We start from the raw sequence: 20,752 nt of genomic DNA on the forward strand, positions 1-20,752 counted from the left end.
CTAAGGTCAGGATTCCCCACACCGTTGCTGCCCATGGACCTGACGCACCTCCGCATCCGGCGCTTGGAGCTGGACGACACGCGCCTGCTGTTTACGCTGGACAACGGCATGCGCATCGACGAGCCGATCCAGGCGCAGCGGCTGCTGGCCAAGGCCACGCCAGCGCAGCGCGCGCAGTGGCAACTCACCGACGACAGCCATGGCGTGAACTGGCCCGCCGTGGCGCCGCCCAGCGCGCAGGGGCTGCTCAACATGCCGATGCTGTTGTGGCGCCGACGCACCGCACGCGCACAGGCGCGGCTGGTGGCGGTGCGCGGGCGCTTTGATGCACTGACGCCGGGCGAACGTGAGCTGGTGGCATTGGCCCGCCTGGACGCGGACATGAGCGACAGCGGCTACGCGCGCTACTTCGACCACTGGGATGCCCTGACCCGCAGCTGCGCGCTGCAGGCGCTCACCGCGATGGGTGCAAGCCAGGTGCGCCAGGCGATCGATGGCCTGGGCGCGGTGTTCGAGCGGCTCGAAGAAGATCCGGACCTGCTCAGCATCGAAGACATTCTCGATGCGATGAGCGAAACCGACCGTCAGCGCGTGGATGGCTGGGAAGAGGTGTATTACCGCCAGTCCAGCGCGCTGGCGCGATTGGGGTTGATCCACTACGGGGTGGACAAGGCCTGAGGCAGTTGCGGTGACGGTTGAACAGCGCCGCAGGCCACTTCGATGTGGCATTCCTGCGGCCGCACTGCACCGCCTGCGCTTGATGACCTCGGCTGCACGACATGCAACGCCACAACGTGCAACGCGGTAACGCGGTAACGCGGTAACGCGGTAACGCGGTAACGCGGTAACGCGGTAACAACGTTAAACGCGCTGCGTGCTCGGCGAACGGCGCATTCTTTTCAGCAACGCATCGCGTCATCGAGCCGTGCATCGCACTGCACCGAGCCTCGGCACCGCAGGTGGCTCAGGATTTGGCAGCCAGATACGTCAGCAGGATCACCAGATCCTCCTCGCCCACTTGCTGCAGCGCATGCGTGCTGCCGGGGCGGGTGAGCAGTGCATCGCCGGCGCCCACTTCGTACTGTTTGCCATCCAGCGCGTACAGGCCGCGGCCGCTGACGACGTAGTAGATCTCGTCCTTGTCGTGCAGATGCAGGCCGATGCCGGCGCCCTTGTGCAGCACGCGCTTGCGCAGCACGAACTTCAACTCCGGCGCGTCGGCAAAGAACGGATAGGCGGTGGTGGGGCCAGCACCGCCGTGTGGGCCGGGCTGGCTGCGCGGCAGATCGCGCTCATGCACCACCAGCGAGGGATGCACCTGCGCCGCGCGGCGCGCAGCGGTGTCCGGCGCCGCGCCGCAATCGGCATCGCGGCGTAGCTGGGGTTTCAGCGCCGGCTGCAGTTGCACCCAACCATGCACGACCAGGCACGCCATGGCGGTGGCGCCGGCCTGGCTGAAGTGGGTGCCATCGGCCTTGGCTTGTTCGGGCACGAACAGGAAATACGGTTTGGCCGCCTGTTCGCCGAGCGCGCGGATCCAGTCGCTGGAGCTGCCGTTGAGATCGATCAGGCCCACCTGCTCCTGCGCGGCCAGTTGCTGCATGGCCAGGGTGTAGCGGCCGTGGGTGTCGAGCAGCGCGCCGAAGTCGTAGAGCAATCGCGCGGCCGGGGTGATCAGGATCGGCGTGGCGCCTTTGTCGCGCGCGGTGGCAATAAAGCGGCGCAGGAACTGCTGGTAGTCGCCTTGCGGATCGGTGTAACGCGTGGCGTCTTCGCGCTTGGCGTCGTTGTGGCCGAACTGGATCAGCAGCACATCGCCGCGTTGCAATTGTTTTGCGATGGCATCAAGGCGCCCTTCGGCGATAAAACTACGTGTGCTGCGCCCACCCTTGGCGTGGTTGTGGACCTGCCACTGCGCCGGGTCGAACCAGCCTTGAAGCATCTGGCCCCAGCCGGCTTGCGGTGCGCGCTCGGTGCCGTATTCGGCGGCGGTGGAATCACCGGCGATGAAGATGTAGTGTGGATTGGCGCGGGCGATGTTTGCCAAGAGCAGCAGCAACGATGCGAAGAGAAGCAGACGCATGGTGGCTCCGGAAGAGTGTTTAGGACAGCGCGGTGTCCCTTCTCCCATCGGGAGAAGGTGCCCGAAGGGCGGATGAGGGGCGCCTCAGAGACTGCGAGTGCCTGTGATGACAAACGCGTCGCCACGCGCCTTATGAGTGACGCATCGACCACTTCGCCTCGTACCCCAACCCCCGCTCCGCGTCCCGGCCCGCGCTTGCGGCGCGGGCGCTCCAAGGCACGCGCGCCAATGGCGCGCAAGCCGTGCCTTCTCGCCCCGGCGGGAGAGGGGCTTTAGCGCTGCGGGGCTAGTTAAGCAGCTGCTGCAGCGGCTTCGCTCTTGCCGAGCAGGCCGGCGACGAAGCTGCGGATCTCCGCGTCCTGGGCGTTGTCGAAGAAGCACTGCTGGAAGCGCGCACCGCCGATCGCCTGCTTGATCAGCTCCGGGTCGATCGCGCGCAGGCCGTCCAAGTAGGACTTGGCGGTGGCCTGCTTGACCTGGGTCAGGATGCCGGCGTTGGCGGCCTGCGATTCGCGACGCTCGGCCGGATAGCCCAGGCCACGCTCGCCGCTGAAGGCCTTTTCGAAGATGTAGCGCACGTTGATTTCCGCGCCCCAGCCGTAGCCCTTGGCGAACGCCAGCGACAGCGCGTTGCCGTTGTTGACCTGCGCGAACAGGTAGGCGTCGGTCGGCTCGATGCAGTAGCCGCAGAACACGCCCGGGTGGGCGTTGAGCGACATCATCGCGCCCTGGCCGGTGCCGCAGCCGGCGACCACGAAGTCCACGGCCTTGGCGTTGAGCAGCAGGCTGGCGACGATGCCCAGGTGGATGTAGGTCAGGCGGTGGTCGTTGTCGCCGTCCATGCCGACGTTGAACACGTCATGGCCCTGCTCGCTGGCGACCTCGTTGAGCTGCTGCAGGATCACCGGGTTCTTGGCGGCCTGGCTAAACTCATTCATGAGTGCAATTTTCATGGGAATGCTCCGATTTCGTTGGGGAAGTTGGTTGGAATGTGGTTGATGCGTGCTTGCGTGGCGGACGTCATGCATGTCGGGGTTGTGCGCGTGCATACCGACCCTCATCCGCCCTGCGGGCACCTTCTCCCGGTGGGAGAAGGAAACGACGCATTTTTCTCAGCGCGCCAGCCAGCCGCCGTCGACCGGGATGATCGCGCCGTTGACGTAGTCCGAGGCGCTGCTGGCCAGGAACACCGCCGCGCCGCCGAGGTCGGCCGGCACACCCCAGCGCGCGGCCGGGATGCGGTCCAGGATGGACTTGTTGCGGTCCTGGTCGGCACGCAGCTGCGCGGTGTTGTCGGTGGCCATGTAGCCGGGGGCGATGGCGTTGGCGGTCACGCCCTTGCTGCCCCACTCGTTGGCCAGCAGGCGGGTGATGCCGGCGATGCCGGACTTGCTGGCGGTGTAGGACGGCACGCGGATGCCGCCCTGGAACGACAGCATCGAGGCGATGTTGATGATCTTGCCGCTGCCTTGTGTAATGAAGTGGCGGCCGGCAGCCTGCGACATGAAGAAGGCCGATTTCAGGTTGACGTTCATCACGTCGTCCCAATCCTGCTCGCTGAAATCCACCGCATCGGTGCGGCGGATCAGGCCAGCATTGTTGACCAGGATGTCCAGGCGGCCCAGGCCGGCGAGGGTTTCATCGAGGATGCGCTGCACCGGCTCGATGCTGATCAGGTTGGCTTCGATGGCGACGAAACGGCGGCCCATCGCCTTGACCTTTTCTTCGGTCTCGGTCGGTGCCTGGATGCCGGCGGCGGCGATGTCGGCGCCCGCCTCTGCCAGTGCCAGCGCGATGCCCTGGCCCAGGCCAGTGTTGGCACCGGTGACCAGTGCGACCTTGCCTTCGAGACTGAACGGATTGCTCATTACCTTATCGCTCCTGCTGGGTGATGCCACGTTGGATGAGTGCGTTGCGTCCGCGCGCTGCGCGGCCACGCATTGATGGAGCTATCGCATTAACTTGGCTGGTGAATCGCATTAACCGAGTTATTGCGCTGATTAAGTATTGCCTTGCAAGCGCCAGCGTCATTTGAGCTGGCAGATGTCCAGCACATGCATGTCGGTGTAATCCAGGTTCTCGCCGCCCATCGCCCAGATGAAGGCGTAATTGCTGGTGCCGGCGCCCATGTGGATCGACCACGGCGGCGACACCACCGCTTCGTTGTTCTGGATCACGATGTGGCGCTGCGCGTCCGGCTCGCCCATGAAGTGATAGACGCGGTCGTTGGCGCCAAGATCGAAGTAGAAATACACCTCGCTGCGGCGGTCGTGCAGATGCGGCGGCATGGTGTTCCAGACGCTGCCCGGCTTGAGCACGGTCAGGCCCAGCAGCAGCTGCGAGGACTGGCAGGTGGCCGGCACGATGTACTGGTAGATGGTGCGCTCGTTGCTGGTTTCCAGCGCGCCGCGCTCCAGTGCCACCGCGTCCTTGATCGACAGCTGCTTGGTCTCGAAGCGCGCATGCGCCGGGGTCGAGGCCAGATAGAACTGCGCCGGGTTGGCGGCATCGGCAGACGCAAAGCTCACCTCGGTGCTGCCCATCGCCACGTACAGGCCGTCCTTGGGCCCAAGCGTGTAGGCGGTGCCGTCCACGGTGACGGTGCCGGTGCCGGCGCCAACATTGATGACGCCCAGCTCGCGCCGTTCCAGGAACGGGTGGCCGGCCGCCGAGGCGGGCTCGGTCTGCTTGGGCAGTTCCAGCGTCTTGCCGACCGGGGCGGCGCCACCGAGCACGAAGCGCTCGTAGTGCGTGTATTTGAGGGTCACCGCATCGGCGACGAACAGGCCGTCGAGCAGGTAGAGCTCGCGCAGGGTGTCGTTGCTGGCGCCCTTGAGGGCGTCCGGATGGGTGGCGTAGTGGGTCTTGCAATAGAGGGACATGCGCATCTCCGGTGGCAAGCGAGGGGGAATGAAAGCCCGCACCACGCCATTCTACCGGCTCTGGTAAACCGGTGTCATTGCGCAGTGCACGAAAGCGGCGCGTGGGGCTGGCGGCTGCGCCTCCTACCTGAACTCATGGCTGAGCTTCCTCAGATGGCGGTCTGCCGCCCTACCCTCACCCCAACCCCTCTCCCGAAGGGAGAGGGGCTTTGATTCCTTCTCCCCTACGGGAGAAGGTGGCGCATAGCGCCGGATGAGGGTGCGAGGCGGCGCGCTATATCGGGTGCGCGGCTTGGTTTGGCCGGGGGAGGCTTATGCGCCTCCTACCTGAGCTCATGGCTGAGCTTTCGCAGATGGCGGTCTGCCGCCCTACCCTCAACCCAACCCCCGCTCCGCGCCCCGGCCCGCGCTTGCGCCGCAGGCGCTCCAAGGCACGCCTATGGCGCGTGAGCCGTGCCTTCTCGCCCCGGAGGGAGAAGGGCTCACTCCCTTCTCCCCTCGGGAGAAGGTGGCGCGTAGCGCCGGATGAGGGTGCGAGGCGGCGCGCTATATCGGGGGCACGGCTTGGTTTGGTCGGGGGAGGCTTATGCGCCCCCTACCTGAGCTCATGGCTGAGCTTTCGCAGATGGCGGTCTGCCGCCGTACCCTCACCCCAACCCCCGCGCCCCGGCCCGCGCTTGCGCCGCGGGCGCTCCAAGGCACGCGCGCCCATGGCGCGTAAGCCGTGCCTTCTCGCCCCGAAGGGAGAGGGGCCCACTCCCTTCTCCCCTCCGGGAGAAGGTGGCGCGTAGCGCCGGATGAGGGTGCGCCTCGGTGGATTGCCAACGCCTGCCATGACCAACGCGTCGCCACGCGCCATCACAAGTGAATCGCCAGCGCTTTGCTTTGCTTGGCGTCCCTCCCCAGGCTTTGACCTCCCTCAATCTTCCGGCGGTTGACAGGAGTCGCGCACGATCAGGTGCGGGCGCACGCTGGCGGTGGGTAGCTGCGGGGCGTTGTCGGGCTGGATCAGCATGGCGGCGGCGGTGCGGCCGGTGTCGCGGGTGTGGCGGCGCACCGAGGTCAGCGGCGGCCACAGGCGCGAGGCCAGCGAGCTGTCGTCGTAGCCGATCACCGACAGCTGGCGCGGGATGTTGATGCCGGCGCGCAGCGCGACCTTGTAGATACCGGCAGCCATTTCGTCGTTACCGGTGAAGATGGCGGTGGGGCGCTTCTTGCCCAGCAGCAGCTTTTCGGCCGCGGCCACGCCGGATTCGAAGGTATAGCCGGCTTCCACAATCCGCTCGGGCGGCAGTTCGATGCCGCGCCGGGTCAGCGCGTCGGCAAAGCCCGAGGTGCGCTCGACCGAGGAGCGGTAGGCGCTGGGGCCGGTGACCAGGGCGATGTCGCGGTGGCCGAGCGAGAGCAGGTAGTCGGCGGCCTCGGCGGCGCCGTCGCGGTCATGGGTGATCACCGTCTGCGAGGTGGTGTCCAGCGCGATCGAGGCGATGCGGGTGTAGCGGCAGCCGATCTCGGCCAGCATGTCGGCCAGCGCCTGGTCCTCGGAGGCACGCGGCACCAGGATCACCCCGTGCAGCTTCTGCGCCTGGGCAAACCGGCGCACACCTTCGATATAGCCCGGGCTGCGGCTGTCGCAGGGGTGCACCACCAGCTCGAAGCTGGAGCCACGCAAGGCGTCCAGCGCGCCGTACTGCATGTCCACGATGTACTGGGCAGTGGGGTTGTCGTAGACCATGCCGATCAGGAACGAGCGCCGGAACGCCAACCCGCGGGCGAGCGGGTCGGGCGCGTAGCCCACCTCGCGCATCAGCGCCTCGACCTTCTCGCGGGTGTCCTGCCGCACCAGCGGCGAGTTGTTGATGATCCGCGAGACGGTCTTCTTGGACACGCCCGACATCCGCGCGATGTCGTTGATCGTTGCTACCTTGCCCTTCGGCAGGCCGGGCATTCCCTCTTCGGGATTCTTGCGGGCGGGCATAGCGGTCAACCGTTCGAGTTGATTGGATTCTACCGGCCAGCGGGCCAGCAGGCCCTAGCGGAGCCTGCCGATGTCCCGTTTCGCACCCTGTGGCGGGCCGCGGCCAGTGGCGCCGCGGCATGCCTGGCGATGCAGAACGGTCAGTCCAGGGCGCGGTAGCGGAAGTTGCGGAACTCCACCTGGCCCTGCCCGGCGGCGTACAACGCCGGTTTCAGTGCCAGGAACTTGCCGGCCACGTTGTGGTGGTAGCCGGACACTTCCATCTGCACCGGGTACTTGGTCCAGGTGGTGCCGTCGGTGCTGGTGTGGATGGTGACGATGTGGCGGTTGTTGGTGACGCGCAGCCACAGCGCGCCGCCCTTGCTGCTGGGCGCCAGCTTGGCCGGGCGTTCTTCGCCGTAGCGGTGCATGACGAAGTTCTCGCCATTGCTGCCCACCCCGGCGTAGAGCTTGTCGCTGTAGAACAGCAGCGCGCCGCCCTGCCCGCCCGGTGCAACGGTCATCTGTACCTCGAACTGGTAGGCCTGGTCGGTGGCGATCACCGTCAGCGGCGAGGCATCGCGCGGCGCGCTGCCCTTGCCCTGCAGGCGCAGCACGCCATCGCCCACCTGCAGGCGCTTGGCCTCGTCGGCGGCCGGGTTGAAGAACGACCACTGCGGGCCCAGCGTTGCGGCGCGGAAGTCGTCCGACAATGCCAGGCCGTGCGGCAGGGCCTGGCCGCTGGGCTTCTTCAACGGGGTGCCCAGGTCGCCGCCCTTGGCCACGAACCAGCCATCGGGCGTCCACTCGATGGGGTCGAGCAAGGCCTGCCGGCCCAGCGTCCAGAAGCCGTGCTCGTAGCCGTGGTAGAGCATCCACCAGCGCTGGTCGGTGCCTTCCACCAGGGTGGCGTGGCCACGCGACCACCACGGCTCGTCGGCGCTCTTGGTGCGGGTGATCGGGTTGTTGGGTGCGTTCTGCCAGGGGCCATGGATCGAGCGCGAGCGCGCGGTGATCACCATGTGCCCGGTCGGCGGGCCGGCGGTGCCGCCCACCGCGGTGGTCATGTAGTACCAGCCGTTATGGCGGGTGATCTTGGGCCCTTCCTGGGCGTAGCCTTCCACGTCCCAGCTTTCCGGATATTTCCAGCCGTCGTAGACGTGCTTGGGCGTGCCGACCACCTTCAGCCCGTCGTCGGACAGCTGCACATAGTCGCCGCCACTCAGGAACAGGTAGCGCTTGCCATCTTCGCCCACTGCGTGACCGGGGTCGATGTACTTGCCCAGGCCGATGTCGATCGGCTTGCTCCACGGGCCCTTGATGTCATCGGCCCATACCACGAAGTTGCTGCGCTCGCCCTGGTCGCCACGCCGCGCCGGGAAGTAGATGTAGTAGCGCTTGCCGTGCTTGATCAGGTCCGGTGCCCAGATCGCGCCGACGTTCTGGGTGATGGCATGGCCCAGCGGCTGCCAGTTGACCAGATCGCGCGAATGCCAGATCGGCAGGCCCGGGTAGGCGTCGAACGAAGACAGCGTGAGGTAGTAGTCCTGCCCGTCCTTGAGCACCGACGGGTCGGGATGGTCGCCGGCCAAGACCGGGTTGAGGAAGGTGCCATTGCCTTGATCGGCGATGCGCTGGTGCTCGATGCCGCGCTTCCAGTCGGCGGCGGTGGCCAGGCTGGCGCACAGCAGCAGCCCGGTGGTCAGCCAACGCAGGGCCAGGGGGGTGGTTCGAAACCGCATGCTCTCTCCTTGTCCCCGGTGTGCGGGGCGATGCAGCGGCCGGCACCTGGAGCGCCGGCCGCTGGATGAAGGCGGGAGACTCCCGCCGGCACTGGCGCTTACGCGCGCAGTGCCCTGGGCAACCAGAGCGACAGCTCCGGGAAGAACGCCACGATCAGCAACACGCACAACGCCGCCAGCCAGAACGGCCAGATGGTGCGCATGCTTTGGGCCACGGTGATTTCGCCAATCGAGGTACCAATGAACAACACCGAGCCGATCGGCGGAGTGATCAAGCCGATACCGCCGGCCAACACCATCACCAAGCCGAAGTGGATCGGGTCGATGCCGTAGGCCTTGACCACCGGCAGGAAGATCGGCGTGCAGATCAGGATCTTCGGCGCCAGGTCCATGAACATGCCCAGCAGCAGCAGCATCACCACGATCATCAGCAGCACGGTGTTCTTGCTGTCGGCAATGGCCTGCAGGAACTTCACCGCCGCCGCCGGCACCTGCAGGTACGCAAGCAACCAGCCGAATACTGCAGCCGTGGCGATCACGAACAGGATCACGCCGGTGGTGCGCGCGGCATGCGTCACCGCCGCGAAGAACTCGGCCCAGCGCAGCTGGCGATACAGCAATGCGGTGACGATCAACGCATACACCACGGCGATGGCCGCACTCTCCACCGCGGTAAAGATGCCGGCGCGGATACCGATGAAGATCAGCGCCACCAGGCCCAGGCCCGGCAGTGCGCCGAACAGGCGCAAGGCCACCGCACGCCAGCCCGGGAACGGCTCGGTGCCGTAGCCGCGATGGCGCGCCACCGCATAGCCGGTGACCATCATGGCGGCGGTCATCAGCAACGCAGGCACGATGCCGGCCGCGAACAGATCGGCGATCGACAAACCACCGCCGGCCGCAGCCGAGAACAGGATCAGGTTGTGCGAAGGCGGCACCAGCAACGCCACCAGCGCGGCGGTCATGCTCACGTTCACCGCGTAATCGCGGTCGTAGCCGCGCTTGATCATCTGCGGAATCATCGTGCCGCCAACCGCCGACACGTCGGCAATCGCCGAGCCGGACACGCCGCCGAAGAACAGCGACGACAGCACGCTGACCTGGCCCAGGCCACCGCGCACACGCCCCACCAGCGATGACGCCAGCGCGATCAGGCGTTCGGAAATGCCACCACGCAGCATCAGCTCGCCGGCAAAGATAAACAGCGGAATCGCAATCAACGACGCCGAGCCGCTACCGGCGGAAATCTGCTGCACCAGCACCACCGTAGGCAGGTCCAGATACAGCAACGTGGCCAGTGCCGCCGCGCCCAGGGCGTAGGCCACCGGCACGCCGATCAGCAGCAGCACCACAAAGGTTCCCAACAACATGGCGATGCCCATCAGCGCACTCCTCCGGTGTGGATCGGGCGCAGCACACGCCACAACTTGTACAAGGCAAACACCACCATCAGCGCGCCGCCAATGGACAGCGGCAGGTAGTTGATGCTCTGCGGCATCTGCGCGCCGGCCATCTTGATGTCCAGCCCGTCCAGCAACAGGATTGCACTCCACCAGGCCAGCACCGCGCCGATGGCAATGATCATCACCGGGCGAATCACGTCGAACACGCGGCGCACCAGTGGCGGCATGTGTTCGCCGAGCAGATAGAAGCCGAAATGGCGGTTGGTATGCACGCCGGCGGCGGCGGCCAGGCTCAGCGCGGTGCTGAGCAACAGCAGCGTTACCGGCTCGGTCCAGCTGGGCGAGTCGTTGAGCACGTAGCGGGTGAACACCTGCCAGCCCTGCACGACCACCAAGCCAAGCAGCGCAATGGCTGCCACGCCGATGGCGAAGTTGGAAACGCGGTCCAGCGCGCGCTGCAATGGCGCGACCGGCACGTTGACGGATGCGGGTTCGGTCATCGGGTCACCTCTATGCAAAATCGCGGATGCGGCGGTACAGCGCTTCGATCTCCGGCTGCCGCCGGTACTCGGCCAGCAGCGGCGCGGCGGCGGCGCGGAACGCCGGCATGTCGACCTGATTGAGCTTGACGCCGTAATCGATCACCTGCTGCCGCGCGGTGGCCTCGGAGGCATCCCACAGCGTGCGCATCACCGGTACCGATGCACGCGCCAGTTCCACCACCAAGCCGCGATCGGCCGGGCTCAGCGATTCGAAGCTCTTGCGCGACATCACCAGGATGTCCGGCGCATACGAATGCTCGCTCTGCGACCAGTAGCGCGCCGCTTCGAAATGGCGGCTGGACTGGAAGCTGCGCATGTTGTTTTCCGCACCGTCGATCATGTGCGTTTCCATCGCCGAGAACGTCTCGCCCAGCGACATCGGCGTGGGGTTGGCACCCAGCATGCGCATCAGCTTGAGGAAGATGTCCGAAGAGGCCACCCGCAATTTCAGGCCCTTGAGATCTTCCGGGCGGTGCAGCGGATGCTTGGTGTTGTAGAAGCAGCGCGCGCCGGAATCGTAGATGGCCAGGCCGACCAGATCGCGCTGTTCGAAACTGCGCAACACGCTGTCGCCGACATGGCCGTCGATGGCGCGGCGCAGATGCGGCACCGAGTCGAACACGTACGGCAGGCACAGCGCCTGGGTCAGCGGAAAGGTGTTGTTCAACGCACCGGAGTAGACGCGGGTGATGTCGATGGCACCGAAGCGCGCCATGTCGATCGCCTCGGACTCGCGGCCCAGCTGGCCGGAGTGGTACTGGCGCAGCTTCAGCCGGCCATTGGTGCGTGCTTCGAGCTGCTTGCCGAACCAGCGCACCGCTTCCACGGTGGGGTAGTCGCCCACGTGCACGTCGGTGGCGGTGAGCAGCTGCCCGCCGGGAATCGGTGTGGTGGCACCGGCGCCCAGCCAGGGACTGGCGGCGGCGGCGGCGAGCCCGGCACCGAGGAAATGTCTGCGAGTGATCATTGGCGCCCTCCCAAGCGTCTGGTCACTGCATCCGCGTTATTTGGCGGACACAGCCGTACAGGAAATGTCGCCGAAGCCGGCAAAGCGAATCAGGGCGCGCTGTCCCACTTCGATATCATGGATACCGGTGGCATTGCCCGTGGCGATGAGATCACCGCGCTTGAGCGGGCGCCCGCGCTGAGCCGAACGGCTGAGCGCAAAAGCGTAGGCCGCACGCAACCCGCCGGGCAGCGTGGTGGCGCCTCCCGTGCCCACTACCTGGTCGTCGATCAGGGTCTGCGCGGTCAGCGAGGCTTCGTCGCGGCCCAGCCAGTCGGTGATTTCCGGCCCCAGGATCAGCCCGTTGTTATTGCCGAAATCCGAGACCACCACGCGCGGGCCCAGCTTGTTGATGGTGGCCAGCGGGCTGCTGGCGATCTCCACGCCAATGAACAGCGTGGCCGGCACCTGGGCGGCCTGCTCCGGGGTGAAGTGGGTCTGCTCGGCCGGGGCATCGGCGTCGAGCATCAGCACGTACTCCGCTTCCACCGCGCCAAAGCCGCCTTCGTAGATCGGGAATTCGGTTGTACCACCGGTGGCATTCCACAGCTTGTTGGCGAAGATCGGCCCCAGCAGGCGCTCGTCGCCGGAGTGGTCGCGGCGCTCGGCGGCGATATAGCCCACCTTCCAGCCGACCACCTGGTCGTCCCACTGGCTGATGGCGATGTCCTGCACCTGGTAGGCAGTCACCAGATCGTCGGGGATTTCCCCTGGAAAGTCGGGCAGCGACGCGCCTGCGCGGCGGGCCTCCACGAAGCGCTGGGCAATCTTGGACAGCGTGGACGTGGACGAAGGCGGGGTGGCGGCGTCGTTGCTCAAGGGTGTCTCCCTGATGGATGTTTTGTTGCACTGCCAATCGACAGCGGCACGGTGTGCTGTATATGGTAAACCGGTGTCATTGGCAATGTGCAGTGCGGCAAACATGTGCACTGCAGCGAAGCAAACCCTGGGAGGGGTCTATGCAATACACCGATCGCAGGCGCGCCCGGCGTGCCGTTTCCGTTGTCGTACAAGGCTGCCGGGGCATGCTTCTCAGCCTGGCCTTGCTCAGCGCTGGCGCCGCTGCCGCCGCCACCGACGAACGCCCCAGTGCGGACACCGCCGCCGAGCAGGCGAGCCGCATTCCGCTGTGGCCAGCCGGAATGGCACCGGGGGACACCGCGCTGCCGCAACCGCAGCGCATCGTGGAGCGCAGCAGCGATGCGGCCGTGCCGGACCGCTATATCCAGTCGATCAGCGCGCCGTACATGGTGGTGTACCGCCCTGCCCGGCCCAACGGCACCGCGCTGCTGGTCACGCCCGGCGGCGGCTACCAGCGCATCGTGCTGGACAACGAAGGCACCTCGCTGGTGCCGGGGTTTGTTGACCGGGCAGGCATCACCCTGTTCGTGCTGCGTTACCGCCTGCCCGGCGAGGGCCACCCCAACGGCGCCGACGTGCCGCTGGCCGACGCACAGCGCGCGCTCCGGCTGATCCGCGCCAATGCCGCGCGCTATGGCGTCGATGCGCAGCGTGTGGGCGTGATGGGCTTCTCCGCCGGCGGGCATGTGGCCGCCAGCCTGGGCACCCGCTATGCCGCGCAGGTGTATCCGGCGGTGGACCGCGCCGACACGCTGAGCGCGCGCCCGGATTTCCAGCTCTTGATCTACCCGGTGATCGACATGGACGCCGCCAACGCGCACATGGGCTCGCGCGAACGCCTGCTCGGCAATGCACCCAGCGACGCCAAGGTGCGCGCGTATTCGCCGCAATGGCACGTGGATGCACGCACGCCGCCCACCTTCCTGCTGCATGCCCAGGACGACACGGTTGTTTCGGTACGCAACAGCCTGCTCATGCACGATGCGCTGCTGCGCGCCGGCGTGCCGAGCGAGCTGCATGTGTTCCCGCAGGGCGGCCATGGCTTCGGCACCCGCGGCACCACCGGGCTGACCCTGGCCGCGTGGCCGCAGCTGGCCCAGGCCTGGATCCAGCACATCAGCGCACCTGCCACGCCGCAGGATGCGCCGCGGTGACGCGCGCCAACCGCGTTGATCCGCGCCGCCGCCTGCTGGTGTGTGGCGGCCTGCTGGCCGGCGCTGCCGCCGCAGTGCCCGGCCTGAGCGCCGCCGCACCGGCAGCGCCGCGCGACACCAGCACACCGGTGGCACGCGTGCGCAGCGGCCAGGTGCGCGGTGTGCGCAGCCAGGGCATCTGCGTGTTCAAGGGCATTCCCTATGGGGGCGACACCGGGCCACGGCGCTTTCAGGCGCCAGTGCTGGAAACGCCGTGGGACGGCATCCGCGATGCCAGTGCCTACGGCGCCGCCGCGCCGCAGCCCAAGGCCAGCGAACCCACCAGCGAAGACTGCCTGTTCCTCAACGTGTGGACGCCGGCGCTGCGCGATGGCGGCAAGCGGCCGATCCTGGTCTACATCCACGGCGGCGGCTATACCACCGGCTCCGGCAGCGACCCGCTGTACGACGGCACCTGCCTGTGCACGCGCGGCGATGTGGTGGTGATCACCGTCAATCACCGCCTCAATGTGTTCGGGTATCTGTACCTGGCGCAGCTCGGCGATGCGACGTTTGCCGATTCCGGCAATGCCGGCCAGCTCGACCTCATCCAGGCCTTGCAGTGGGTGCGCGCGCATGCGGAGGAATTCGGCGGCGATGCGGGCAATGTCACCGTGTTCGGCCAGTCCGGCGGCGGTGCCAAGATCGCCACGCTGATGGCGATGCCGGCCGCACGAGGGCTGTTCCACCGCGCCTGGACCATGAGCGGCCAGCAGGTCACCGCCGCCGGCCCGCGTGCGGCCACCCAGCGCGCGCAGCTGCTGCTGGATGCGCTGAAACTTGCACCCGACACGCTGGCGCGCATTCGCACGGTGCCAGCGGCACAGCTGCTGGCCGCCGCGCAGGTGCGCGACCCCTCGCGGGTGGAAAACAGCGCGCTGTATCTGGGCCCGGTGCTGGATGCGCGTGCGTTGCCGGTGCATCCGTTCTGGCCGACCGCACCGGTGCAGTCGGCGCGCATCCCGATGGTGATCGGCAATACCCGCGATGAAACGCGTGCGTTCCTGGGCAACGATGCAGGCAACTTCGCGCTGACCTGGGACACGTTGCCGGCCAAACTGGAAGCCCAGCAATACGTGGACCTGCTGCCGCAGGTGGTGGTTGCGCACTACCGCCGGCTGTATCCGCATTACACACCGTCGCAGGTGTTTTTCGCGGCCACCACGGCGGGCCGCTCCTGGCGCGGCGCGATCGAAGAAGCCGAGGCACGCGCACGCCAGGGCGCACCGACCTGGGCGTATCAACTCGACTGGGGCTCGCCACTGGACGGCGGCAAGTTCGGCGCCTTCCACACGCTGGATATTCCGCTGGTCTTCGACACCATTGCCCAGCCAGGATCGCGTACCGGCGATAGCCCTGCCGCGCAGCAGATGGCCGACCAGATGAGCACGGCCCTGCTCGCGTTCGCGCGTCACGGCGACCCCAATCATCGCAGCCTGCCGCGCTGGAAACAGTACTCGCTGGAGCGCCGCGAGACGCTGCTGTTCGATGTACCCAGCCAACTGGCGAACGACCCGCGCGGCGGCGAGCGGCAGCTGTATCAACAAGCCCCCTTCATTCAACGCGGCACGTTCTGACCGCCCTGCTCTACGGTGATTTATGCGTGTTTGTTCTTTTGCGGTGTTGACGCTATTGGCCATGTGCATGGCGTTGTCGGCGCAGGCGGCCGCTGGTGCAACGGCCGCTGCAGCAGCGCCAGCGGCGCCTGCGTCCACCGTGCCCGTGCCCGTGCCCGCGACATCCACCACACCGTTGGCCGCCAGCAAGATCGTGTTGGTGGGCGACTCCACCACCGCCGTGCAAGGCGGCTGGGGCCCGAGTTTCTGCGCCCAGCATGTCACCTCGTTTCTGAGCTGCCTCAACCTGGCACGCGGTGGCCGCAGTACGTCCAACTACCGTGCCGAAGGCTCGTGGGAGATCGCGCTGAAGGAGCTACGCAGCGGCGGCTATCGGCAGGTGGTGGTGCTGATCCAGTTCGGCCATAACGATCAACCCGGCAAGCCGGGGCGCTCGACCGATCTGGCCACCGAATTCCCGGCCAACCTGCGTCGCTACGTCAACGAAGCGCGTGCGGCCGGGGCGCTGCCGGTGCTGGTGACGCCGCTGACCCGGCGGCAATTCGAACGCGGCCAGTTGATCGACGACCTGGCGCCGTGGGCAGCGGCCACGCGTGCGGTGGCACGCGAGCTGCAGGTACCACTCATCGACCTGCACGCGCGCAGCCGGGCGCTGGTGCAAGGCATGGGCCCGGTGCTGGCAATGCGGCTGGCGCAGCGCCCGGCAGAGCCGGCGCAACTGGTTGCCGCGCAATCGGGCACCACCATCGGCAAGACACCGGCGCAGACGGCTGCGCCCTCTTCGGCGCCTGCTTCAGTGGCGAAGCCCACCACCACCGCTGCCACGGCGCAGGACAACGCCAGCGCAGAACCGATGGGCCAGGCCAAGCTGGCGTTCGACTACACGCATCTCGGCGCCGATGGTGCGGACCTGTTTGCGGCGATCGTGGCCGATGAGTTGGCGCAGCACGTGCCTACGTTGCGGCCGTTGTTGATTCCGTGATGTTCTTAGTTGGCGTTGCTGTCGTGCAACAGCTCACTGCGTAGGCGCGTGCTGCCATAGCTGCGTGCACGCCGCCTGAAGTTCGGTTGCTTCTTGCAGTGCTGCGACGACCTCGTCAGCACTGCAATGGAGACAGCGTGCTACATCTCACAGTGCGCCGCTAACCGTCTCCAAACCACCTCGCAGCAGCAGCGGGCAGTCAGATCACCCAGCCACCGGCACCGGTGCATCCGCTTCGATCACCTGCGCGCGCTTGAGGTCTTCCCAGAGCGCGGCAGGGATCGCCACCCGCATCGAGGCCGCATTGGCCTGCGCCTGTTCGGCCGTGCGTGCGCCGGGAATCACCGCAGACACCACCTCCGGCGCGGCAGCAAATTGCAGCGACACCGTGCGCAGATCCACGCCGTGTTTGTCGCAGATCGCCAGGGCCTTCTGGCGTTTGGCCGGCGCCCACTCCGGCACCGTGCCTTCGTACAGATAACGGTCGCGCCCGGCCAGATAGCCGGCCAGCAGCGGCGCGCCCACCACCACCGACGCGCCGTGCCTGGCGATCTTCGGGAAGGTGTCATGCAAGGCCTGCGCGTGGTCGAGCAGCGAGTACTGGCAGGCCAGCAAGAAGATATCCGGGTCGGCTTCTTCGATCGCACGCAAGGCCGGTTCCGGGCGATTGACGCCAAAGCCCCATGCCTTGATCAGGCCCTCCTTGCGCATCCTGGTCAGCTCCGGCATCGCGCCCTTGGCGGCCTCGGCAAAGCGCTGTTCCCAGGGCATGCCGAGGTCTTTTTCGTTCTCCGGCGAGAGGTCGTGGATGTACACGATGTCGATCTGCGACACCCCCAGCCGTTGCAGGCTGTCTTCGATCGAGCGGCGCACGCCGGCGGCGCTGTAGTCGTAGCGGTAATCGAACGGGGACGGTTGCTGCCACATGGTCTTCGGCGGTTTGTCGGTCGCGGTCAGCAAGCGCCCCACCTTGGTCGAGAGCACGTAGCTATCGGCGGCATGGTTATGCAGATGATGGCCGGTGCGGCGTTCGGACAGGCCCAGCCCGTACCACGGCGAGGTATCGAAATAGCGCACGCCCGAGGCCCACACCGCCGCCAGCGTCTGCTCGCTTTGCGCATCGGTGGCTGGCGCAAACCCATTGCCGATCGCAACGCCGCCAAAGCCCAGCCGCGTGGTCGGCCGATAACGTGCACCCTTGGCTGGAGCGCTAGTTTGCACGGCTGAGGCCGCCGTGCGGCCGCGCGTGGGCATCACGCTTCCGGGTGCGGACGACTGTGCCAGCAATGGCGATGCGGCCAGCGCCGTGGTGCCGGCCGCGGCAGCAGACAGGAATTGGCGACGTGTATTCATGCTGAGGTCCTCGCAACGAATCAGCGCACGAGGATGGGCGCGCCGGTGTGCAGGCCAGGTCATCGTTGCCGTGATTGCTGCGCGTGTGTGGCCACGCGCGTGGTGCACGTCACACACGCGGCAACTGCGTCAGCGCACGTCCAGCATGCATAGCTCCGCACGCGGTACGCCATCGCCCAGCCACAACGTGCCCACGCTGATCGGCAGGCTGAAGCGGCGCCGCCCGGCACTGCCGGGATTGACGTACAGCACGCCAGCGCGCGTGTGCACCAGCGGCTTGTGCGAATGCCCGCTGACAATGACATCGGCCTGCACATCAGGCGCCAGCGTTTTCAGATCGTGCAGCATGTGGATACGCACGCCGGCGATCACCAGATCGCGCGTGGGTGGCAGTGCGGCCGCCCAGGGCGCGATATCGATATTGCCGGCAATCGCATGCAGAGGCGCCAGCGCGGCCAGTGCCTGCAGAATCTCTGGCGCGCCCACATCGCCGGCATGCAGGATCGCACTGCATCCCTGCAGTGCGGCCACCGCTTCGGGCCGCAACAGACCGTGCGTGTCGGAAATCAAACCAATGCGTTGGGCAGCGGGCATCGTGTTAAGGCAAGCGTTGCAAACAATGCCGCACAGCATGCGCCCTGCGGCGTCCAGCGGGTGTCAGTGTGCAACGCGATGACTGTTGCCGTTGACTGCTGCGCCTCCATCCAATGGCACTACAGCCGTTGGCGAAGTCGCAAAGGCCGCACGCTGCACGACGCCACGGCCATCACCATGCCCACACACTGTTCGGGTCGCCCTGCGCGCCACGCCGCTTGCTGGCGCGCGCCAGTTGCCAGTAACTCCACGCCATGACCAGGGCGACCACGTCGACGGTCAACACCAGGGTGTCGTGCCAGGGCAGCACCGGTCCCGCTGCGGAAAAACAGCCGGCCAGCGGAATTGCCGCGGTCAACGCCGCGCAGGCAAGCAGCACTTCATAGGCGCCGCGTGCGGTGGGGCGCAGCGCCGCCCACAGCACGCAAGCGGCGAACACCGCGTAATAGACCACCCGCTCCTGACCCGGCGGCAGCACCCGTGCGGCACTGAACAACGCCGAGATCCCGGCCACGCTGCCCAGACAGACACCGACGGTGAGCCGTGCCATGGCATGGGTGCGACGGGGCTGCGCAAGCTGACGGCGCTTGCGGCGTGTCTCGATCCACAGCAGGTTGCCGCTGTAGAACAGGAAGGCGCCGCCCAGGCCGAGCAGGAAATACAGCCACTGCAGCGGCGCATGCCCGAAGTTGCCGAAGTGCAGCCCCTGCAGGCCACGCAGGGCGGCGGTACCGGCGCGCATCGTGCGTGGCGAGAGCACGCGCAGCACCTTGCCGGTGGCGCCTTCCAATGCCACACCGCCCAATGTATTGAGCTGGCGCTGATCGTGATGGCCATAGACCTCAACGCGCGCATTGGCATCGCCTGCGTCGTGGTAACTCACGCTTTCCAGCACGAAGCCGGGGCTGGCGGCGCGTGCCTTCTCCAGCAAGGTCGCCATCGGCAACACCGGCGCTGCGCGGTTGGCCGGTGCCACATGCGGGGTGAGTTCGAAGTCCGGCTCCAGGATCTGCAATAACTTGCCGTCGAAGACCAGGAACTGGAACGGCGCCAGCAGCAGCACACCCAGGCACAACACCGCACCGGACCAGGCGAAGATCACATGGAACGGCAGCGACAGCATGCCCACCACGTTATGCGCGTCCTGCCACAGCCGCTTGAGGTTGGCACCGATGCGCAGCGCGAACAGGTCCTTGAAGAACACCGGCGCATACAGCACCACGCCACTGACCAGGGCCAGCCCGTACAGCACGCTCACCACGCCAAACAGATACGTGCCGAAGGTGCGTGGCAAGCCGGCAGTGAAATGCAGGTCGTAGAGAAAATCGGCAAAGCCCACGCGCTGCGGCAGTTCCAGCAGCGCACCGCTGCTGCTGAGCTGATACTGGCGCATGCCGCCGCTGGCATCGGCCTGCGGGCCGTACCAATACACCCGTGCCAGCGGCCCATGCTCGCCGGGCAGCAGCACCAGGAATGACTCGGCCACCTGCGGGTGCGCGGCAATCACGGTATCCAGCAAGGTTTGCGCGGCGGCCACCGGGTCCGCCGGTGCAGCCTGCGTGGCAGGCGGTGTGGTCTGCCAGCTGCTCAATGCGTGCGTGAACACAGTGATGGCACCGGCATAGAACGCGATGAACAAGGCCATGCCCGCCAGCAGGCCCATCCAGCTGTGCACGGACAGAAACGCGCGCAAGGTTGCAGCCTTCATGCAGTCACCTCCACCCAGCCCAGCGCCTTGATCGCTGCCAGCGCGAGATAGCACAGCACGGTCACCCCGCCCAGCCACAGCCAGGCGCGCGCTACGCTGCGAAACACGAACGACAAGGCCATGGCGCCAATCCACACCGGGAACATCAGCAACAGCCAAGCCAGCGTATAACTACGCTGCGGGCCGGGCAGCACCACCGCGCACAGGCCAACCACGCCCACCGCCAGCGGCAACCCGAGCAGCACTGCGGCCACCCATCTACTCCACATGGCGCACCTGCCGGCGTTGCGTGCGTGCCTGTTGCCAGGCGTCCAGAAATGGCAGCGCCACCGCGGCCAGCATCGCTGCCGTCAGTGCCGAGAAGACGCCGGCCCAGGTGCCTGAGGCGGCGATGGCGCAGATAACCGCCAGCACCAGCAGCACGCTGGCGCCTGGACGCAGCACGCGGGCGCGCGGGCGGCCGCGCAGCCACAGGCGCTGATGCACGGTGGCGAGATAAAAACCGCACGCCGCAGCGCCCGCGCACAGCAGGTAAAGGCACGTCATCAGGCTATGCATGTGCGCGGCCTTGCAGTCCACCGCAGACGCGACTACGCACATGCGCCGCAGTGCCATGCGGTGCAGCCGAAGTCTCGACACCACGCTGGCGCACTTGCCTGCCAGCGCGCGGGATCGACAACGCCCGCAGCACTTCGCCGCAATATCTGCACAGACGCGCACGCGCTGGCCAATCGGCTCCCCGCGCCCACCCACACCGAGTTCGACCCACCCTTTGTAAAAAGCGCACGCACAGCTCTCCCGCGAAGACGATCGACAAGAGGCATGGCGGCGGCTGTGCCCGGCAGCCCTCCCCGGGCTGCCTGTTCAAC

General features: G+C 67.0%; 19 protein-coding genes. 4 read left to right on the forward strand and 15 right to left on the reverse strand.

What is annotated here, in order from left to right; all coding sequences use genetic code 11:
• Positions 1–33: 33 nt before the first annotated feature.
• On the forward strand, positions 34–678 hold the full coding sequence (locus ACCQ01_RS21555; protein WP_019237100.1) for a DMP19 family protein: 645 nt from the start codon (positions 34–36) through the stop codon (positions 676–678).
• Positions 679–964: 286 nt separating this feature from the next.
• Here the strand turns inward: ACCQ01_RS21555 and ACCQ01_RS21560 are convergent, their stop codons facing one another.
• From ACCQ01_RS21560 to ACCQ01_RS21605, 10 genes are all read right to left on the reverse strand, one after another.
• Positions 965–2,083, reverse strand: coding sequence for a GDSL-type esterase/lipase family protein (locus ACCQ01_RS21560; protein ID WP_228432808.1), 1,119 nt, complete (start codon positions 2,081–2,083; stop codon positions 965–967).
• A 290-nt stretch (positions 2,084–2,373) separates the two neighbouring features.
• Positions 2,374–3,036 (reverse strand): RpiB/LacA/LacB family sugar-phosphate isomerase, encoded by a 663-nt coding sequence (locus ACCQ01_RS21565; RefSeq protein WP_228432809.1) that lies wholly within the window; start codon positions 3,034–3,036, stop codon positions 2,374–2,376.
• Between the two features lie 159 nt (positions 3,037–3,195).
• Positions 3,196–3,951 (reverse strand): 2-dehydro-3-deoxy-D-gluconate 5-dehydrogenase KduD, encoded by a 756-nt coding sequence (gene kduD, locus ACCQ01_RS21570; protein WP_011035409.1) that lies wholly within the window; start codon positions 3,949–3,951, stop codon positions 3,196–3,198.
• Positions 3,952–4,110: 159 nt separating this feature from the next.
• Positions 4,111–4,965 (reverse strand): 5-dehydro-4-deoxy-D-glucuronate isomerase, encoded by an 855-nt coding sequence (kduI, locus tag ACCQ01_RS21575; protein WP_228432810.1) that lies wholly within the window; start codon positions 4,963–4,965, stop codon positions 4,111–4,113.
• Between the two features lie 919 nt (positions 4,966–5,884).
• Positions 5,885–6,943 carry a LacI family DNA-binding transcriptional regulator gene (locus ACCQ01_RS21580; RefSeq protein WP_228432811.1) on the reverse strand — a complete coding sequence of 353 codons (1,059 nt, stop codon included), beginning with the start codon at positions 6,941–6,943 and terminating at the stop codon, positions 5,885–5,887.
• A gap of 140 nt (positions 6,944–7,083) precedes the next feature.
• Positions 7,084–8,664 (reverse strand): family 43 glycosylhydrolase, encoded by a 1,581-nt coding sequence (locus tag ACCQ01_RS21585; protein WP_019237104.1) that lies wholly within the window; start codon positions 8,662–8,664, stop codon positions 7,084–7,086.
• A 98-nt stretch (positions 8,665–8,762) separates the two neighbouring features.
• Entirely contained in the window at positions 8,763–10,046 is a 1,284-nt protein-coding gene (locus ACCQ01_RS21590; protein ID WP_005989684.1) for a TRAP transporter large permease, read from the reverse strand.
• Positions 10,046–10,567, reverse strand: coding sequence for a TRAP transporter small permease (locus ACCQ01_RS21595; RefSeq protein ID WP_042596637.1), 522 nt, complete (start codon positions 10,565–10,567; stop codon positions 10,046–10,048). Before ACCQ01_RS21595 ends, ACCQ01_RS21590 begins: the two co-directional genes overlap by 1 nt.
• A 10-nt stretch (positions 10,568–10,577) precedes the next feature.
• On the reverse strand, positions 10,578–11,576 hold the full coding sequence (locus ACCQ01_RS21600) for a TRAP transporter substrate-binding protein (RefSeq protein WP_228432812.1): 999 nt from the start codon (positions 11,574–11,576) through the stop codon (positions 10,578–10,580).
• 36 nt (positions 11,577–11,612) lie between these two features.
• On the reverse strand, positions 11,613–12,434 hold the full coding sequence (locus tag ACCQ01_RS21605; RefSeq protein ID WP_011035403.1) for a 2-keto-4-pentenoate hydratase: 822 nt from the start codon (positions 12,432–12,434) through the stop codon (positions 11,613–11,615).
• Positions 12,435–12,640: 206 nt separating this feature from the next.
• Here ACCQ01_RS21605 and ACCQ01_RS21610 point away from each other — a divergent pair, with 206 nt between their 5' ends.
• The 3 genes from ACCQ01_RS21610 to ACCQ01_RS21620 all read left to right on the forward strand — a co-directional run bounded on the left by ACCQ01_RS21610 (position 12,641) and on the right by ACCQ01_RS21620 (position 16,228).
• Complete coding sequence (locus tag ACCQ01_RS21610; RefSeq protein WP_228432813.1) at positions 12,641–13,630, forward strand: alpha/beta hydrolase; 990 nt, start codon at positions 12,641–12,643, stop codon at positions 13,628–13,630.
• On the forward strand, positions 13,627–15,246 hold the full coding sequence (locus ACCQ01_RS21615; protein WP_228432814.1) for a carboxylesterase/lipase family protein: 1,620 nt from the start codon (positions 13,627–13,629) through the stop codon (positions 15,244–15,246). Before ACCQ01_RS21610 ends, ACCQ01_RS21615 begins: the two co-directional genes overlap by 4 nt.
• 61 nt (positions 15,247–15,307) lie before the next feature.
• Positions 15,308–16,228 carry a rhamnogalacturonan acetylesterase gene (locus ACCQ01_RS21620; RefSeq protein ID WP_372358909.1) on the forward strand — a complete coding sequence of 307 codons (921 nt, stop codon included), beginning with the start codon at positions 15,308–15,310 and terminating at the stop codon, positions 16,226–16,228.
• A 204-nt stretch (positions 16,229–16,432) separates the two neighbouring features.
• Here ACCQ01_RS21620 and ACCQ01_RS21625 read toward each other — a convergent pair whose 3' ends face one another.
• The 5 genes from ACCQ01_RS21625 to ACCQ01_RS21645 form a co-directional block, all read right to left on the reverse strand.
• Positions 16,433–17,581, reverse strand: a complete 1,149-nt coding sequence (locus ACCQ01_RS21625) for an aldo/keto reductase (RefSeq protein WP_228432816.1) — start codon at positions 17,579–17,581, stop codon at positions 16,433–16,435.
• A gap of 129 nt (positions 17,582–17,710) precedes the next feature.
• Complete coding sequence (locus ACCQ01_RS21630; protein WP_228432817.1) at positions 17,711–18,175, reverse strand: metallophosphoesterase family protein; 465 nt, start codon at positions 18,173–18,175, stop codon at positions 17,711–17,713.
• A gap of 172 nt (positions 18,176–18,347) precedes the next feature.
• The gene (locus ACCQ01_RS21635; RefSeq protein WP_228432818.1) at positions 18,348–19,883 is read right to left on the reverse strand and encodes a PepSY-associated TM helix domain-containing protein; all 1,536 of its coding nucleotides are present in this window, start codon (positions 19,881–19,883) and stop codon (positions 18,348–18,350) included.
• Positions 19,880–20,152 carry a hypothetical protein gene (locus tag ACCQ01_RS21640; RefSeq protein WP_228432819.1) on the reverse strand — a complete coding sequence of 91 codons (273 nt, stop codon included), beginning with the start codon at positions 20,150–20,152 and terminating at the stop codon, positions 19,880–19,882. Before ACCQ01_RS21640 ends, ACCQ01_RS21635 begins: the two co-directional genes overlap by 4 nt.
• A complete protein-coding gene (locus tag ACCQ01_RS21645) occupies positions 20,142–20,483 on the reverse strand; it encodes a hypothetical protein (RefSeq protein ID WP_228432828.1) in 342 nt (113 codons plus the stop codon). Before ACCQ01_RS21645 ends, ACCQ01_RS21640 begins: the two co-directional genes overlap by 11 nt.
• Between the last annotated feature and the right edge of the window lie 269 nt (positions 20,484–20,752).

Origin of the sequence: Xanthomonas sp. NCPPB 4037, from assembly GCF_041475695.2 — a bacterium.
Lineage (GTDB): Bacteria > Pseudomonadota > Gammaproteobacteria > Xanthomonadales > Xanthomonadaceae > Xanthomonas > Xanthomonas campestris.